Here is a 16437-nt window from a genome sequence, read left to right as displayed (position 1 = left end):
TAGCAGCGGGCATGCTCAAAGACAGACCCGGCTAAAATTTAAAATACCCTCTATGCCTTACCTATTATACAAGAAAAGAAGACTATCCGACAGGATAGCCTTTGAGTTGTAGAAAAAAGTTCGCATTTCATTACAAAATTATACAGTTGTTAACGCATTATCCGGTTGATTTTTAAAAATATTCCTGAAACGTTCCCCACTCAGTGTCTCCTCATGGATTAAAATGTCGAGCGAGCTTAAAAATACATGGCGGCGTTCCAACAACATCGATTTCGTGCGGTCCATCAGCTTATCCAGTACACTTGAGCTGATTTTCGCCCAGGAATCAGGCGTCATCATGCTGCCATCGATAATTCCCAGCTCTGTAAGCCCCGACTCAACCATCGTACGCACGATGTTGACCGCTTGTTCAAAGTCACCCCTGGAGCCTGTGCTGCGGTTGCCGTAGAAGATCTCTTCGGCTGCCGCCCCGCCAAGCGCGATCATAATCTGCTTCTCCAGAAAATCCTTCGTGTATAAATATTGATCTTCCTCGGGATTATGCCGCACATAACCCATAGCCTGGCCGCGCGGCGAAAGCGCAACAGTAGATACGCTGCCCGGACGGACGAGCTCGGCAGATATCGCATGTCCAAGTTCATGCATGGCGATTCGCTCCCGCTCTTCCTTGGTAGCTTCCCGGTCAGTCTTCTCTCCCATCATGACCTTGTCAATCGCCATCGAGAGATGCTGCTGCATAACATTCTCGTTATCATCACGCATCGCGTAGATTGCTGCTTCATTCATGACACTCTCCAACTGGGCGCCAGAGAAACCGAATGATTCCTCAGCAATTCGCTCCAGACTTACATCTTCATCAAGCGGCTTGTTCTTCGCGTGAATATCCAGGATATGTCTGCGCCCCTTCTTGTCAGGAAGATCGACCTGAATATGACGGTCGAACCGACCCGGGCGAATCAAAGCGCTATCGAGCATCTCTTTGCGGTTGGTAGCTGCAATCAGCAAAATTCTCGGCGAATCCGTCGTATAGATGCCGTCCATCTCTGTAAGCAACTGGTTAAGCGTCTGATCATATTCACGATGCTGGCCGCCGTCGCGCTTGCCGCCAATGACATCAATCTCATCAATAAAGATGACGGCACTGCTTTTCCCCGCTTTAGTGGCCTTTTGTCTAGCTTCCTTGAACAAATCACGTATTCTCCCTGCCCCGACACCGACATACATTTCCACAAACTCGCTGCCTGATGCCGCAACATAGATAGAATTCGTATATTGGGCCGCTGCTTTTGCCAGCAATGTCTTCCCTGTTCCCGGAGGACCGGTAAGCAAAATTCCTTTAAGCGGACGAATGCCAAACTTCATAATTTCATCCGGCTTGACCAGGAAGTCCAGCGCCTCAATCAGCTCCTGCTTCGCCCGCTCCTGCCCGCCAATCTCTTCAAAGGACAGTTGTTGTCCCGCCTTGGGCAAAGTTCTGCGTCCTCCCTGGGCGGTTGCCAGATTGCCTCTCGTACGTATACCGACGAAAAGCAGTCCGCCGACAATAGCCGCCAGCAGCACCGGAAGCATATTCACCCCAATATACATCAAAAATCCGACCGTAACCACGCCTGTGCCTATAAGCAACTCTTTCCATAGATTACGCATGGCTCCACGCTCCTATCGTTGCCGGAAACCGCGGAAGCACAATGTATTTGGAAGTTGCTCCATCCAGCATGGTTATATATACATTCGAATCATCGATTCCGGTCTTAATTTGAAGTCCTGAATTTTGTTGCTGCAGCTTATCCATCGCTTCAATAATGCCGGAATACTCTCGCTTCTCCATTGACTCTGCTATTTGAAACAATACCGATGACCACAGCTTCTCCAGCTTGCCGCTTGAAGCGGATTCGAAGCTTAGCTTCAGTTCCCTGCCGCCAATAACGGATTCGCCTTTATCCTTAATCTCATGTACGACATTCTGGATATCGGCCTCCGGTTTAAGCTGCAGCTTCACGGATATTGCATTTCGATCAATCGAAGATTGGACGGACTGAACGCCGTCTATACCGCTAACCAGCTTTTCGAATGGCTTCTCAACCGCTGTACTCTGATATATATACCATCCCCCGAAAAGCAGAGCCGCTGTAATTACGGCTGTCACGACTGTAGGTATCCACTTCAATCGCATTACAAAAAGCCCCCTTCATTTCGGATTGTTACAATAGAACGCCAGTAAGATCATTCACAGCATCTATACCAGAGTATATCATAATCATCCTTATGAAAGAGGCAGTAATTAAAGGGAGCACAGGCGTTGTTTTCTTCCCCTGCTACTCCGTTCCATCTGAGAATTTGGACGGCAAATTATAGATCGTAACAAACGAGCCGTCGGTAAACCGGTAAAACTCATAATAATATTTATCGATCGTTTCGTGACGCTTATAGAAGACTTCCCAAATTTTTTCCCCGTCAAGCAGCCCCGGCTGCACCCGTATAATATCCGCATCCGGCTTGATTGACTGTACGTTCTTCGTAATCTGCTCCTTGCTTACGCCTGAGGATGCGAGGACGGAATCGGCTTTGTCGCCAACAACCCAAACGATCTTCTCCTGGCCGCTTTCATCTGTACCCTTGACGACCCAGGCGATCTGATCCCAGATATGCTTGGTGGCAGACGTAATTTGAACAAGTCCTGCCGCCTTAGCCGCAACCTGCTCAGCCTCGCGCTCCTGCTTCCATATATCCTGCTGCGTCGAGCGGTAATATAAATTCAGAAGCAAAAAGATAATCGTCAGTACGATTACAATAAGCAACACCCAGCGCCCAGGCGTCATGAGACTTGTTCTGGAACGCGATCTCATTATCGCTGACCCAACGCCTCGAAGCGGACTTGCGCTTCATGACGGACACGTTCTTCGTCAATAAACAGGCACTGCCGATTCTCCACAACCTGGCGTCCGTTGACCCATACATGGCGGACATCTCGACCCGAAGCTGCATAAACGAGGTGAGAAATGAAATCCGTCTGTGGGTAAAAATGCGCCTGCTCAATGTCGAGTGCAATAAAGTCCGCCTTCATGCCAGACTTCAAACGGCCAATCTCATGCTCTTGCCAGAGTGTTCTCGCCCCATATACCGTTCCCATTCGCAATGCTGTCAGGGCGGGAATCGCTGTAGGATCACCGCTGACTCCTTTATGAATCAGGGCTGCCAAACGAATTTCATTGAACAGATTCAAATTGTTGTTGCTGGCCGCGCTGTCTGTGCCAAGCGAAACCGTAACTCCTGCACGGAGCAAATCCGGCACTCTCGCTACACCGCTGGCAAGTTTCAGATTGCTCGCCGGGTTATGGGAGATAGATACCTGATGCGCTTTTAGAATGGCGATTTCCTCATCATTCAGATGAACGCCATGAGCAACGAATGATGGCCGGGAGAAGAATCCCAGTTTGAGCAAATGCTCGACCGGACGGCTTCCGTAATCACGGACGTTCTGCTCTACTTCCGCAAGCGTCTCCGACATATGCGTATGCATCGGCAAATCGAGATCATGCGCGGCTTGCACGAACTGCTCAATAAAAGCAGGCGGGCATGTATAAGGCGCATGAGGCGACATCATCGTACGAATACGCCCCTCTCCTTTTCCGTTCCAATTCTTTGCGAAAGCAATCGCTTCCTCAAGCTTGGCGCGCTGCTCTTCCTCAGAACACAGACCGATCGCGCCGCGCGTCAGCCAGGCTCGAATTCCGGACTGTTCCACAACCTGGGCAACGATATCCATTCGGTCATACATATCGACGAAGGTAGTTGTTCCGCTCTTGAGCATCTCCAGTACTGCCAGCGATGTGCCCGTCCGTGTATCTTCATCCTGATATTTGCCTTCCATTGGCCACATATACTGCTGCAGCCACACTTGCAACGTTTCATCATCGGAATAGCCGCGCAGCAACGACATCGCAGCATGACCGTGCGTATTGATCAGTCCCGGCATGAACAACTGGCCTTTTCCGTTGATGATTTGGGCTCCTTCAGTCAGCGATGCATCCGGCGCGTCAGCTCCAATATAAACAATCAGGTCGTTCTCAACGACCATATGTCCGCGTACAACTAGCGCTTCATCATCCATGGTAACGAATATCCCGTTCTCGATCCAAAGGCGGCTCATAGTGATTCTTCTCCTTCATAGTCCAAGTAATAAGCCAAGCTTAATAATTCTCTAGTGAAATCCGCATGGTGAATACGCACTTCTTCGGGCACCTTCAATATAACCGGAGCAAAATTCAATATGCCTTCCACACCCGCTTCAACAAGTTGATTGGCAACATTCTGAGCTTCTACAGCAGGAACCGTAATAATTCCGATTCGAATATTATGCTCATCGACCAGTTGCTTCAGATCTTGCATAGGTCTTACAGTCAAGCTGTTGATATGGGTTCCGATTTTGGAAGGAAGAGCGTCGAATACAGCCATAATTTTCATGTTATCATTCATGTACATATTGTAATTGCACAGCGCATGGCCAAGATTTCCAGCCCCGACAAGCGCAACATGCAAAGTTTGATTGAGCTTGAGAATTTGCCGGATTTTCTCAATCAGATAGACGACATCATAACCGATTCCCTTGCGTCCGAATTCACCGAAATAAGCCAAATCCTTGCGAATTTGCGCCGGATTCAGATCAAGTCTCTGCCCAAGGTCTTGGGAAGAGACCGTCTGAACCTCCCGCTTGTTCAGTTCATTCAAAAATTGAAGGTAGATTGGCAGACGGCGAACGACCGCTTCTGAAATTTTCATCTGCTTCATCCTTTTTCCTCCTTTTGTTCTGCAGCGAGCCATTCCCTCATTCGCGGCACGATTTTGTCTACATGCATCGATTCAATTTTCGGTCCGGGCAGAGAAAACAAGAAAAACTTGCCGTACCTGGTTTCAATGACTCTCGTATCATAAATCAACACGATCCCCTTATCTCTGGCACTACGCACCAGTCGCCCAAAACCTTGCTTGAAGCGAATAACCGCCTGAGGAATCGAAAGCTTCATAAAGGGGTTTTGCTTTTGTGCCGTCAGCAATTCTGCCTTAGCTTCCACTAACGGATGGTTGGGAGGCTGGAATGGCAGTCGTACAATCGCGAGTGTTGTCAGAGCATCGCCCGGTATATCTACGCCTTCCCAAAAGCTGTTTGTGCCAAGCAATACGGAGGCCTGATTTTGCTGGAATCGTCTTGTCAGCTTGCTTCGGTTGCCGCTGTCAATACCTTGTCCAAGCACCTGGATACCGGCCGGTGTCAATAACTCCTTCAACGGTTCATAAGCCTGCCTCAGCATCTTGTAAGAGGTAAACAAAATCAGCATTCGCCCATTCGTCTCAATAGCCGCTTCGGCAAGCGATTCTGTCAGCCGTGCAATAAAATTCGGATCGCCCGTTTGACCTTTCAAACTCGGGAAATCCCTCGGGACAATAACGAGCGCCTGCTCCCTGTAATTGAAAGGGGATGGAAGCTGCACGGTCTTCAATTTCCCGGACTGCTCATGCTCCCATAAGCCAAGCTGCTCACTTGCGTATTGGAAGGACTTCTGGACCGATAAGGTAGCTGAAGTCAGCGTGATGCTCTTTTTGGTGTCAAAAAAATATTTTTTAAGCTGACCGCTTACATCCGCCGGAACGGCAAACAAATGAACGGACTTCGTCTTGAACTGGGCGGAAGCTTCGATCCAATAGACGGTAGATGGATCCTCCATTTTGATGAAAGCTCGCAAGTCGTCCTTGAGCCTGTTCAAATCCTTGACAACGCCGTTCAAATCCGTGACGAGCGCTTGAATGGAGTGATCATCCACACGATCCTTGATTTCCGAGAGCAGCTTATCCATTGTTTTCGCCATTCGGCTGATCTGCGTGTGCAAGTTCGCCTCCAGCGTTCCTGCTTCTTGCCAGATTTCCGGCAATGAATCCGGCTTCAGCCTTAGTACCGCAGGCAAATTCTCGGCTGCATCAGCAGGCGCCGTAATTGTACAGCTGCCATACAATAGCTCCATCAGCCGCTCCCAGCCTTCTTTAATTTCTGTCACATAGGGCTGAATGCTGTCAATCGTCTCTTGCCACGCTTCTACGTACTCGTCATCCTCATTTTGCAGCTTGGACTGCAGGGCCGAGAGCATCCCGTTCTTCGCGTCCTTGTATAATCTCAGCAGCGGATGCTGGAGCGAGAAATATGAAACTTGCAAGCCAAGATGCTTGCTTGCGACCTCTTCAAGGTGATGAGCCTCATCCACCACCAGATGCTCGTAAGTGGGCAGCAGACGATGATCCGCTCGAATATCCGTAAACAGCATGGAATGGTTCGTAACGATGACATCGGCAAGGTTCGCCTCCTGCTTGGCCCGGTGATAGAAGCATCGCTTGAACCAAGGGCAGGCTCTGTTGAGACAGGAATCTGCATCGCTTGACACCGTCTCCCAAAAATCAGCGCCTTTATTGCCGAAATGCAACTCCTCTTGGTCGCCATGCTCGGTCTCTCCCAACCAAACAATCATTTGAGCCGCGGTAAGCCGATCCTCGTTAGGAGCAGCAAAATCCTGCATATTCACTTTGCCTTCAAACTTTCGCAAGCATAAATAATTCCCTCTACCCTTAAAGACAGACGCCCGAAATTCAAAGGGCATCGTCGCTTGCAGCAGCGGGATATCGCGTTCCCGAATCTGTTCCTGCAAATTAATGGTATGCGTGCTAACGACTATCTTTCTATCATTGCGGACACCATAAAATAACGAGGGAATCAGATAGCCCAAGGATTTCCCTGTACCTGTACCCGCTTCGATGAGCAGATGACTATTCGATTCCAGGGCATCATATACTTCCTGGAACATCTGATTTTGCGCTTCTCGCTCCTCATAATTCTGAACATGTTCGCGGAATTTTTGGCGAACGATATTCATATACTCCGGGAATTCCAGTTCGCTCAGATCGATAGCGGCATCAAGTCCCTGTCTTGGGGGCTCTTCTTCCGTCCATTCGGGCACGCGCAAAGCAAGTTGCCTAAAGTAGGAATGGGTATCTCCATCCACGGACGATTCTTTTTCCTTATAGGACAGCGTCTGATTAATAAACCAGCCGAGATCCTCATTCGGATGAAAGAACGATGCCAGTCTCTGCAGCGTCAGCAGCGGCAAATCGCGCAACTTGGCAACGCACTTTTGCAGAAGCACCGCTGTTGCCATCGCGTCGCTGTCCGCCTGATGATGACGGTCATGCACAATGCCGAACAACTCGGATACAGCGCCGAGTTGGTAAGTGGTCAAGGATGGGTATAGAAATTTCAATAAATCAACCGTATCCAGCCTTCTCCCGACAAATGGCATGTAGCCGCTTTTATCCAGCGCCTGGTTAAGAAAGCTGGCGTCAAAACCTACATTATGAGCGACAAGAACCGCATCCGCAAGAAGGGGAACCATGGCGAGAAGCACCTCTTCAACAGGAGGTGCTTCAGCAACCATTGCATCGTCAATGCCAGTAAGCTGGGTTATAAAAGGCGAGATTTCGATCGTTGGCTTAACAAAAGAACTGTACGTATCTGTAATCGTTAAAAATTCATCAACAATAACGAGTCCAACCTGTATAATTTCATCATCGGCCTGATTGCCGGTCGTTTCCAAATCCAATACTGCAAATTTCATCCGGTTCGACCCTCTCACAAACAGCTAAGTTTCGCACTACCGAAATATAATGATAACTGTCCGTCCCGGGTCTTGCATGCATGAAGATTGCTTAGCGTTTCTTCAAATGACGGATCAGCGTCATAGGCTTTTTGAAAATAAATCTCCGCCTGGTCCAGATTTTGGCGAATGGCCTGTATGCAGCCCAGCGCATTGAGTCCAAGAGCCTGCCACTTCGGATGATCCGCAAGTGCGACAATCAGCTGAAAATGCCGTTGTGCCTCGTACCACTCCTGCATATGCATGTAGGTCATCGCCAAAAACAGTCTGGCAAGGTTGCAATCGGGAGACCGCTGCATTACCTCATTAAAGGCATCTGCGGCTTCCGGGAACATATAGAGCTTGAAATAGCCTTGTCCTTTCGATAGAAGCTGCTCCAGTTCTGCCTGTAAAGCGGCAGGAACCGGCGGCTTGTCTGTCAGTACCGCAGTGAGCGGCATTGTAATATTATTCGTCTTTTCGGCATCGGAATCCTGCATTTTATCTTTAAAAAGTGCAATTTTCTCCTCGAAACTTAGCCATTCATCCATTATTTTATCACTCATTGCCTTCAACACCGCAAACTGCTCTTCATCCTGACCCTGCAATACGCCATTCGGATTGCGCTTGATCAACTCATCAAGCAGCTCATTCATGGTCGCAAACAAATGACTGAACATGGACAGATCATCCTCCTTGACAGAAGAAAAAGCGTAGATGCCTCGGCTGCCAGTTCCGGCTGCTGACTGGTCATGCACCGGATTAAAATACAGCCCTTACGGCAATTTGTTTGTATGCTCATTCTTTGTCTTGGCGGTTGTTTTCATACAGTCAAAAGGCGGTTTGCAAAGCATTAACAATGTGAAGCTTATTTGACAGTAGCATGAATTTCTTCCGACAGCAATTCGGCCGGACGATTGCCCTCATCCAAAATAACCACCTTCGGCTGGTGCGTGCGCGCGGCCTCGTCGGTCATTATGGAATAAGAAATAATAATGACCTTGTCCCCGAGCTGAACAAGTCGTGCGGCTGCTCCGTTCAGACAGATCACACCGGAGCCGCGTTCGCCGGGAATGACATAGGTTTCCAGTCTGGCGCCGTTATTGTTATTCACAATCTGCACCTTTTCATTGGCCCAGATATCCGCCAGCTCCATCAAATTTTCATCTATGGTAATACTGCCTACATAATTCAAGTTTGCCTCTGTAACCGTCGCCCTGTGCAGTTTGGATTTCATCATCGTCCTAAACATGGCTGGCCACCTCTTCCCCAGGAAATAATCGATTGTCAATCAGTCTCGTGCTGCCGAACTTGACAGCCATGGCTACAATCCAGCTATCCCTTAGCTCCTTCAAAGGAGTACGGCTATCCAGCTCTGCCAAGTCAGGATACCCAAGAACCTGAATATAATCAATGTTAGATAATGGAGCGTCTTCCTTTATATATTGATTCAACTTGTCGCGCAAGTTCGCCGGCGTCATGCTTTCCGACTGGGACAGCTCAGAGGCCATGTTCAGCGCCCGATACAGCACGACCGCCTGCGCCCGCTCATCTTCATTCAAGTACACATTACGAGAGCTTAGCGCCAGGCCGTCCCCCTCACGCACCGTTTCACACGGCACAATCTCGACCGGAAAATTAAGATCCTCAGTCATTTTGGCGATAACAGCCACCTGCTGTGCATCCTTCAGTCCAAAGTACGCCTTGTCGGGCGCTACAATATGAAACAGCTTGCTGACAACTGTGCCTACACCGTCAAAATGTCCTGGCCGAGACGCTCCGCACAAACGGTCTGTCAAGTCCGATACAAGCACTGTAGTTTTGACCGGCTTAGGGTACATTTCCCGGACAGCGGGCATAAACACAATATCAACCTGCTCTTTACTTGCCAATTCAATATCCCGCTCTGCGTTGCGTGGGTAACGATCAAAATCTTCGTTAGGGCCAAACTGCAGCGGGTTGACGAAAATGCTGAGTACCGTCAGTCCGCATTCGGCCCTGGAACGGCGCATCAGGCTGGCATGGCCTTCATGAAGAAACCCCATTGTCGGTACAAAACCGACTATACCATCTTGATCACCGCGCCGGTACTCGGCAACAGCTTCTTTGACTTCAAATATAGTCGTACATATGATCATCAGCCATTCTCCTTTGCGGAACCGTAGACAGGTCCCGACGCTGTACCAGCCCCTGCCGACGTGAACACATGCTCTTCTGCCGGAAAACGGCGGTTTTTGACATCCTTGACATAATCCTCGATGGCACTGTGGATCGTCGCCCCGATATTCGCATAATTTTTCACAAATTTCTTCGGCTGATACGGGGAAGCGTATTGCAGCAAATCGTGAAACACCAGTACTTGGCCGTCACATCCCCGCCCTGCCCCGATGCCGATCGTCGGGATTGACAAGGCAGCGCTAATCTCCGCGGCTACAGGCTCGGTTACCAGCTCCAGCACAACAGCAAATGCCCCTGCTTGCTCCAGCGCGAGCGCATCCTCCAGCAATTTGCGCGCTGACTGCTCATCTTTGCCTTGTATCCGATATCCGCTTAGCATGTGAATGGACTGCGGCGTCAGCCCCAGATGCCCCATGACAGGAATGCCTGCGCGGACACAAGCCGCGACTTCGTCCGCAATCTCGGCGCCGCCCTCCATCTTGATTGCCGTGGCGTGCCCTTCTTTCATTAATCTGGATGCAGCTCGCAGTGTATCTTCCTTGCTTACATGATAGGACATGAATGGCATGTCCGCTATTATAAATGTCGAGCCTGCTCCCCTTGCCACAGCCCTGGTATGATAGACCATATCATCGACCGTTACCGGGATTGTCGTGTCATAGCCAAGAACGACGTTGCCAAGAGAGTCGCCTACGAGAATCATATCTACCCCTGCCTCTTCAGCAAGCTTGGCAGACGGATAATCATATGCAGTAAGTACTGTAATAGGCTCTTTGTTATCTTTCATTTGTTTGGATTTCAACACCGTTAGCGGTTTAGCCATACGTTCAACTCCCTTTAAGTATAGGATGCACAAAAAAACCTTTTAGCCGCTGCTAAAAAGGTCCCTAAACCAAAAAGGAACTTCGTTTGTGCGAGCTTCCTTCTGTCTCGGTCCCAACGGCTCAGAGCAGAATACGCCATGCTTATGGATCATGTCAAACTGGCAGCCTTACACTCGCCTGCTCCGGCTAAAACAAGTACAGTTCCGTTCTTGCGGATACTGTCTCTCAGCCTTATTAACAAGCAACTGTGAGCCATAATTTAGACACATAATCATTTAGGCAACCCTATTTTAGCAAAAAAAAAGAACTCCGTCTATGAAACGGAGTCCGGCAATCCCATTTCTGCAGAAAAAACCGGCTTCAGTTGACCGTCATCCAGTTGCACGAGCAATGCTCCGTTTTCCTCCAGACCGACCGGAACGCCTTCAATAACGCCCTGCGGTGTCGTCAATGTTACCCGTTGATGAAGAGAAACTGCGAGGGCCTCCCACAGCGTACGGACCGAAGCAAACCCTTCCCGCAAATAAATGTCATACAGGTGCTCAAGCTCTTTCAAAAAGTGTGCGATCAGAGTTGTCCGGTCCAGCTTTCTGCCAAGCAGCATTCGAAGCGAAATGGCCTTGTCCAGCAATTCCGCCGGATAGTCCTCTTCTTCCAGATTCACACTAATGCCGATGCCAGCCAAAATATAGTTCAGCCGCTCCTCCTCAGCTGTTGACTCCAGCAAAATACCGCTGATCTTTTTGCGTTCTACGAGCAGGTCATTCGGCCACTTGATGCCTATTGGCAAGCCGGTTGACTGTCGCAACGAGCGGCACAGCGCTACTGCAATCAACAAGGTTAGCTGCGGGCTGTAATGGATCGCGAGATTAGGACGCAACAACAGACTCATCCATATGCCTTTGCCCTTGGGAGATTCCCAGGTTCGTCCCATCCGTCCGCGGCCCTGAAGCTGCTGTTCGGCAATGACAAGCGTCCCCTCAGGCGCGCCTTCCTCGGCAAGCTTGCGCAACACCGTTTGCGTAGAATCCACAGCTTCGTAAAGATGCAACTGTCTGCCAAATCTGTCCGTACCAAGAACACTCCGCATTCCGATGGCACTCAGCCTGTCAGGCACTGATATCAGCTTATAGCCAAGCTTGCGCGAAGCCTCAAAAAGGTAACCTTGCTCCTCCAATTTGCGGATTTTCTTCCATACGGCAGTACGGCTGACATTCAGCTCCTTGCTTATAGCCTCGCCGGAGAGAAACTCCCCTTCTTTATCCAGAAACATGCTTAACAATTCGTCACTCATGATTGCTCCTTTTCCAGCTTTCTGCGTACCTGCTGCAAGAGGGCCTTCTTTTCATTGGGCAGTCTGCCCAGCGCCACATCCAGCAGCAATTCAAAAAGCAGATTTTTCAGCCATGGACCGCCTTTTACACGAACATCCGACAAGATGTCTCCGCCATTAACCGCAAGCTGCTGAAGCTCCCTGACCGGAAGCTCGGACCACAACCTGCGCAACAAGACGACTAGCGAACGAGTCTCGTCTCCCTCCAACAGCCATGGCGCCTGTTCGATCATTTCGAGCCAAAATTGTGATGCTTCCTTACCCATCTCCAGCGTAATCCGGGTCCAATTCTCGGCAAGGAGGTCTCCTTCCAAATGGGATTGAGAGACAACCAAATTTACTGTTCGGCGGTGCAGAGCAATGATCGAGACGATTTCATCGGATTGCTGCCGGGAATAGCGCAGCGCCTGAAACAATGATCTGGAAGTCTCGGGATTGAGTCCAAAAGAGATGCAAAGCGCCGCCCAGCGGCAGCTGGCGGAATCAATCGGTTCCAGCAGCACCTCACTAGGCTGTTCCCCTTGCGACGGTCCCATCCAGGCAACGGGAATATTACCAGCTGTGAGCGGCAGCTTTTCCTTCGTATTTTCCAGCAGCCTGCTCTCAAGCAGCAACTGCACGGCCCAATCCGGATGAGGTCCCTTGATCATCTTGTGCAGTTCCACCCCGACCCGCTCCATTGCAATGTGCCGGAGCAGACTGCCATGCCGGAGAATTGCTGCCCATGTAGACGGCTCGATCCCCTCCTGCCCAAAACCGTAATCCGCTGCAAAGCGAAGGCCCCTCAGCATCCTCAGCGCGTCCTCCTGCAGCCGGGCATCCGCATCTCCGACACAGCGTATAAGCCCCCGCCGAAGATCTGCTTGTCCTCCGAACGGATCGATCAGCTTCCCATCCTCACTCATCGCCATCGCATTAACCGTAAAATCACGGCGGCGCAAATCCTCGTTCAAATCAGAGATGAATTCCACACTGGAGGGCTTGCGGAACGCTTCATAAGCCGACTCCTTGCGGAACGTCGTCACCTCGTACCCTTTTCCTCCCATAATAACCGTCACTGTCCCGTGCTGCAATCCGGTTGGGGCGACATGGTCGAACAGTTCCAGCACCTGCTCCGGGGTAGCCGCGGTCGCGATATCAATATCAGCGATGTCTCTTCCAGCCAGCGCATCGCGGACGCAACCCCCAACGAACACAGCTTCATAATGATGCACGGTGAGTTTTTGTATGACTGGCAAGGCAGAGCGGAAAAGCGGGTGACCAAGCACTTCCGGCTCCGGCTTGTTACTCACTGCTTGCCTCTACTGCAACCGGCGCTTCCAGACCGAGTACCCGGTAATAAATGCGCTCATATTCCGCGGTAATCAAGTCATTGCAGAACCGGGTGCGGGCACGGTGCAGGCATGCTTCTTTGACCTTGGCATACAGCTTCGGGTCCGAGAGCAGTTGAACGGCATATTCGGCCATCTTCTCCGTATCTCCGATCGGCGCGAGATAGCCTGTTTCTCCGTGCGAGACCAGCTCCGGTATCCCTCCGGCTATCGAGCCGATGGTTGGAACGCCGCACGCCATCGCTTCCAGAGCCACCAGCCCGAAGCTTTCCTTCTCTGACGGAAGCAGCATCAGATCAGCAATCGATATGACCTGGGCGACATCATCCTGCTTCCCGAGGAAATGAACCTTGTTCTCCAACCCCATATTATTGATTTTACATTGAATCTTGGACAACTCCGGCCCTTCGCCTACAAGCAGCAGCTTGGAGGGGACTTTCTCATTCAGCTTCGCGAAAGTATCCACGACATCACTGACTCGTTTTACCGGACGGAAGTTGGAGATGTGCATCACAATTTTCTCGTTGTCTGAAGCATAGTCCTTTCTCAAGGTGCCAATGTCGCGCGGGTAATAAACCCGCTTATCAACAAAATTGTAAGTCAGATCAATCGGCTCTGTAATATCCAGCAGCTCTCGGGTTTCCTTGATCAAGTCCTGGGAGACTGCGGTTACTGCGTCGCTTTCCCGGATTGCCAGCCGAATCAAATCCTTGAGCGATTCATCCTGCGCCAGAACTGTAATATCCGTACCGTGCAGAGTCGTGACGGTCTTCAAATCGCGATCCATCATCTGCTTGGCCAGGAACGCGCAGATGGCATGCGGCACCGCATAGTGGACATGCAGCAGATCAAGCTGCTGCATTTTGGCAACCTGGGCCATCTTGCTGGCTAAAGAAATATCATAAGGCGGGTAACGGAATACATAGTAATCGTTAACTTCAACCTCATGATAATAGATATTTTTATGAAATTGTCCTAGCCGGAAAGGGATGCTATGCGTAATAAAATGAATTTCATGGCCCTTTTCCGCAAGCAGCTTGCCAAGCTCCGTTGCGACAACCCCTGATCCGCCAAGCGTCGGATAACAGGTAATGCCGATTTTCATCGGTCTCATTGTGTGCCCCCCGATTCGAAATACTCTATATAAATTTAGAAGAAATCAACTATCAGCGGACGCTTGATAATAAAGCCTTCCGCATAAGACATCTGCTTTGAGGCGCCCAATATCCGGTCGCGGGCCTCGACATTTTCCAAATAGCCCTGTGTCAGCGGGGTCGCAACCTGGTCATTGCCGCCGGACGGCGCGGTAAATTGGGACCGGTAGGCGCTTAACGCGCTGCGCTTGACGGGATAAAATGGGCTGACATCGACAACCAGACCTGCGTCCTTCACATCATTAATATAATAAAAAATGAGCTGCTCAATTGGATGTGCCGGCAGTTCCGGCATATAACGGCGCAGCTTGGCGTTGAACACGGCCTCTTCAATCAGTCGGCTGCATGCATTATGGTCGGGATGACGGTCATCCCAATACGGTGCAAACACAATCCGCGGCTTCACCCTGCGAATCTCCGCTACAACCGCGGCGATTTGCTCCGGGCTGCCGGTCAAGCCCCGATCCGGGAGCTTGAGACAGCTTCTATAGGAAAGTCCCAATACAGCGGAAGCGTTAGCCGCTTCCTCCCGGCGAAGCTCAACAGTACCGTTGGAGGACATCTCCGCCTCCGTCAGATCGCAAATGCCGACTTTGAATCCTGCAGCGACATGCTTCGCGATGGTCCCGCTCATGCCGATTTCAACATCGTCAGGATGGGCGCCAAACGCAAGCAGATCAATTTGAACCGGATTCATTGCGACTCACCCGGCTTATATTTATGGACAAGCTCCCTCCAGGCAAAATCTCCGCGCTGCAGCGCCCTGACAAGCAGTTCGGCAGTGGCGATGTTCGTCGCAACGGGAATGCCTTGAACATCGCACAAGCGAAGCAGGGCAATAATATCCGGTTCATGCGGCTGCGCCATCAGCGGATCACGGAGGAAGATGATCAGATCCATCTCATTTTGCGCTACCAGCGCCCCGATCTGCTGATCGCCGCCAAGCGGGCCAGACATGAATCTGTGAATTTGCAAGCCCGTCTGCTCCATTATTCTTGTACCCGTTGTCCCGGTAGAATATAATTGATGATGTTCAAATGCCGTTTCATAAGCAATGACAAAATTGACCATTTCATCTTTTTTGCGATCATGTGCTATAAATGCTATATTCATCGCTGGTTGCCCCCTAAAATTCCTGTGCTAGTCCATCAAATGCTCAAAACCATATATCATCCCTGAATAGGTCATTACTTTCTTCACCGCGGTATTCACGCCCGGCATATAGCCCGCGCGCTCATACGAATCATGCCGGATTTTCAGCGTTTGGCCATAGCCGCCGAACACCACTTCCTGCTGGGCAAAAACACCCGGCAAACGAACGCTATGTATGCGGAACCCATTGTAGTAGCCACCGCGCGCGCCTTCAAGAATTTCCTCTTCTTTCGGGTTTCCCTGGCGCAGTTCCTGGCGAACACCTGCAATTAATTCCGCCGTCTTGATGGACGTGCCTGACGGGGCATCCAGCTTCTGGTCGCCATGATATTCGATAATTTCGAGATGCGGCATATATTTAGACGCTTCGGCGGCAAATTTCATCATCAGCAATGCGCCGATCGAGAAATTAGGCGCAATCAGCCCGCCCAGTTCTTTTTCCTTGCACAGCTTGTCCAGCTCTGCGATCTGCTCCGGGGTGAAGCCTGTCGTACCAACAACCGGACGGACGTTATACTTGAGCGCCGTTATCGTATTGCTGTACACCACTTTCGGAATCGTAAAATCGACCAGCACATCCGGTTTCGTGCTCGCCAGCGCTTCATCCAGCTCTCCGCTAACGACCACGCCGCAAGCCGGCTTGTGAGCAAGCAAGCCGGCATCAATACCAACGACACTGGAAGCTGTAGCTGCTACCAATTGAAGCGACTCATCCTCCAGCACCATTTTTACCACTTCTCTACCCATACGTCCGCTTGCGCCAGCAACGGCAACTTTAATTCGTTCTGTCAT

The 16437-nt window shown here is 50.4% G+C and carries 16 protein-coding genes; all 16 read right to left on the bottom strand.

Features of this window, described 5'->3' with window-relative positions; genetic code table 11:
* Positions 1–138: 138 nt before the first annotated feature.
* The 16 genes from JFN88_RS20405 to dapB all read right to left on the bottom strand — a co-directional run bounded on the left by JFN88_RS20405 (position 139) and on the right by dapB (position 16437).
* The gene (locus JFN88_RS20405; RefSeq protein ID WP_199021107.1) at positions 139–1647 is read right to left on the bottom strand and encodes an AAA family ATPase; all 1509 of its coding nucleotides are present in this window, start codon (positions 1645–1647) and stop codon (positions 139–141) included.
* Positions 1640–2173, bottom strand: coding sequence for a hypothetical protein (locus JFN88_RS20400; protein ID WP_199021106.1), 534 nt, complete (start codon positions 2171–2173; stop codon positions 1640–1642). The genes JFN88_RS20405 and JFN88_RS20400 overlap by 8 nt, the downstream gene beginning before the upstream one ends.
* A gap of 142 nt (positions 2174–2315) precedes the next feature.
* A complete protein-coding gene (locus JFN88_RS20395) occupies positions 2316–2846 on the bottom strand; it encodes a cell wall elongation regulator TseB-like domain-containing protein (protein WP_199021105.1) in 531 nt (176 codons plus the stop codon).
* Complete coding sequence (locus tag JFN88_RS20390) at positions 2846–4156, bottom strand: amidohydrolase (RefSeq protein WP_199021339.1); 1311 nt, start codon at positions 4154–4156, stop codon at positions 2846–2848. The genes JFN88_RS20395 and JFN88_RS20390 overlap by 1 nt, the downstream gene beginning before the upstream one ends.
* Positions 4147–4788, bottom strand: coding sequence for a redox-sensing transcriptional repressor Rex (locus tag JFN88_RS20385; RefSeq protein ID WP_233168078.1), 642 nt, complete (start codon positions 4786–4788; stop codon positions 4147–4149). Before JFN88_RS20385 ends, JFN88_RS20390 begins: the two co-directional genes overlap by 10 nt.
* On the bottom strand, positions 4785–7655 hold the full coding sequence (gene dinG / locus JFN88_RS20380) for an ATP-dependent DNA helicase DinG (RefSeq protein ID WP_199021103.1): 2871 nt from the start codon (positions 7653–7655) through the stop codon (positions 4785–4787). The genes JFN88_RS20385 and dinG overlap by 4 nt, the downstream gene beginning before the upstream one ends.
* 14 nt (positions 7656–7669) lie before the next feature.
* Positions 7670–8353 carry a tetratricopeptide repeat protein gene (locus JFN88_RS20375; RefSeq protein ID WP_199021102.1) on the bottom strand — a complete coding sequence of 228 codons (684 nt, stop codon included), beginning with the start codon at positions 8351–8353 and terminating at the stop codon, positions 7670–7672.
* A 188-nt stretch (positions 8354–8541) separates the two neighbouring features.
* Positions 8542–8925, bottom strand: a complete 384-nt coding sequence (gene panD, locus JFN88_RS20370; RefSeq protein WP_199021101.1) for an aspartate 1-decarboxylase — start codon at positions 8923–8925, stop codon at positions 8542–8544.
* Complete coding sequence (gene panC / locus JFN88_RS20365) at positions 8918–9811, bottom strand: pantoate--beta-alanine ligase (protein WP_199021100.1); 894 nt, start codon at positions 9809–9811, stop codon at positions 8918–8920. The genes panD and panC overlap by 8 nt, the downstream gene beginning before the upstream one ends.
* A complete protein-coding gene (panB, locus tag JFN88_RS20360; RefSeq protein ID WP_199021099.1) occupies positions 9811–10674 on the bottom strand; it encodes a 3-methyl-2-oxobutanoate hydroxymethyltransferase in 864 nt (287 codons plus the stop codon). The genes panC and panB overlap by 1 nt, the downstream gene beginning before the upstream one ends.
* Positions 10675–10988: 314 nt before the next feature.
* Positions 10989–11969 carry a biotin--[acetyl-CoA-carboxylase] ligase gene (locus JFN88_RS20355; protein WP_199021098.1) on the bottom strand — a complete coding sequence of 327 codons (981 nt, stop codon included), beginning with the start codon at positions 11967–11969 and terminating at the stop codon, positions 10989–10991.
* The gene (locus JFN88_RS20350; protein ID WP_199021097.1) at positions 11966–13300 is read right to left on the bottom strand and encodes a CCA tRNA nucleotidyltransferase; all 1335 of its coding nucleotides are present in this window, start codon (positions 13298–13300) and stop codon (positions 11966–11968) included. Before JFN88_RS20350 ends, JFN88_RS20355 begins: the two co-directional genes overlap by 4 nt.
* Positions 13293–14453, bottom strand: a complete 1161-nt coding sequence (gene bshA, locus JFN88_RS20345) for an N-acetyl-alpha-D-glucosaminyl L-malate synthase BshA (RefSeq protein WP_199021096.1) — start codon at positions 14451–14453, stop codon at positions 13293–13295. The genes JFN88_RS20350 and bshA overlap by 8 nt, the downstream gene beginning before the upstream one ends.
* Positions 14454–14488: 35 nt before the next feature.
* On the bottom strand, positions 14489–15190 hold the full coding sequence (bshB1, locus tag JFN88_RS20340) for a bacillithiol biosynthesis deacetylase BshB1 (RefSeq protein ID WP_199021095.1): 702 nt from the start codon (positions 15188–15190) through the stop codon (positions 14489–14491).
* A complete protein-coding gene (gene mgsA / locus JFN88_RS20335; RefSeq protein WP_199021094.1) occupies positions 15187–15606 on the bottom strand; it encodes a methylglyoxal synthase in 420 nt (139 codons plus the stop codon). The genes bshB1 and mgsA overlap by 4 nt, the downstream gene beginning before the upstream one ends.
* 27 nt (positions 15607–15633) lie before the next feature.
* On the bottom strand, positions 15634–16437 hold the full coding sequence (dapB, locus tag JFN88_RS20330) for a 4-hydroxy-tetrahydrodipicolinate reductase (protein ID WP_199021093.1): 804 nt from the start codon (positions 16435–16437) through the stop codon (positions 15634–15636).

The organism is Paenibacillus roseus, assembly GCF_016424485.1.
GTDB classification, from domain to species: domain Bacteria; phylum Bacillota; class Bacilli; order Paenibacillales; family Paenibacillaceae; genus Paenibacillus_D; species Paenibacillus_D roseus.
This window is presented reverse-complemented; position numbering and strand designations above follow the sequence as displayed.